Annotated in this window: 1 protein-coding gene; it reads right to left on the bottom strand. The window is 68.2% G+C overall.

Annotated elements, in window-relative coordinates:
• On the bottom strand, positions 1–537 hold a 537-nt coding region (locus ACTMTU_RS36090), incomplete at both ends, for a GTP-binding protein (RefSeq protein ID WP_441267652.1).

The following is a 537-nucleotide window of genomic DNA, read 5'->3' as shown; positions in this document are numbered from 1 at the left end:
CAGGCGGGCCATGAGGGCGTGTTCGACGAGGGTGATGAGGGCGCTCTTGGCGTCGGCGCGGTGGCGGGCGTCGGTGGTGATGATGGGGGTGTCGGGGCCGATCTGGAGTGCTTCGCGGACTTCTTCGGGGTTGTAGGGCTGGTGTCCGTCGAAGCCGTTGAGGGCGATGACGAAGGGGAGGCCGGAGTTCTCGAAGTAGTCGACGGCGGGGAAGCAGTCGGCGAGGCGGCGGGTGTCGACGAGGACGACGGCGCCGATGGCGCCGCGGACGAGGTCGTCCCACATGAACCAGAAGCGGTCCTGTCCGGGGGTGCCGAACAGGTAGAGGATGAGGTCCTGGTCGAGGGTGATGCGGCCGAAGTCCATGGCGACGGTGGTCGTCGTCTTGTCCCCGGTGTGGGTGAGGTCGTCGATGCCCGCGGAGGCGGAGGTCATGACGGCTTCGGTACGCAGCGGGTTGATCTCCGAGACGGCGCCGACGAACGTGGTCTTGCCCACGCCGAAGCCGCCCGCCACCACGATCTTCGCGCTGGTGGT

It is taken from the genome of Streptomyces sp. OZ13 (assembly GCF_052068155.1).
Lineage (GTDB): Bacteria > Actinomycetota > Actinomycetes > Streptomycetales > Streptomycetaceae > Streptomyces.
The sequence above is the reverse complement of the archived record's forward strand: the minus strand, read 5'-3'. Positions and strand labels throughout refer to the sequence as shown.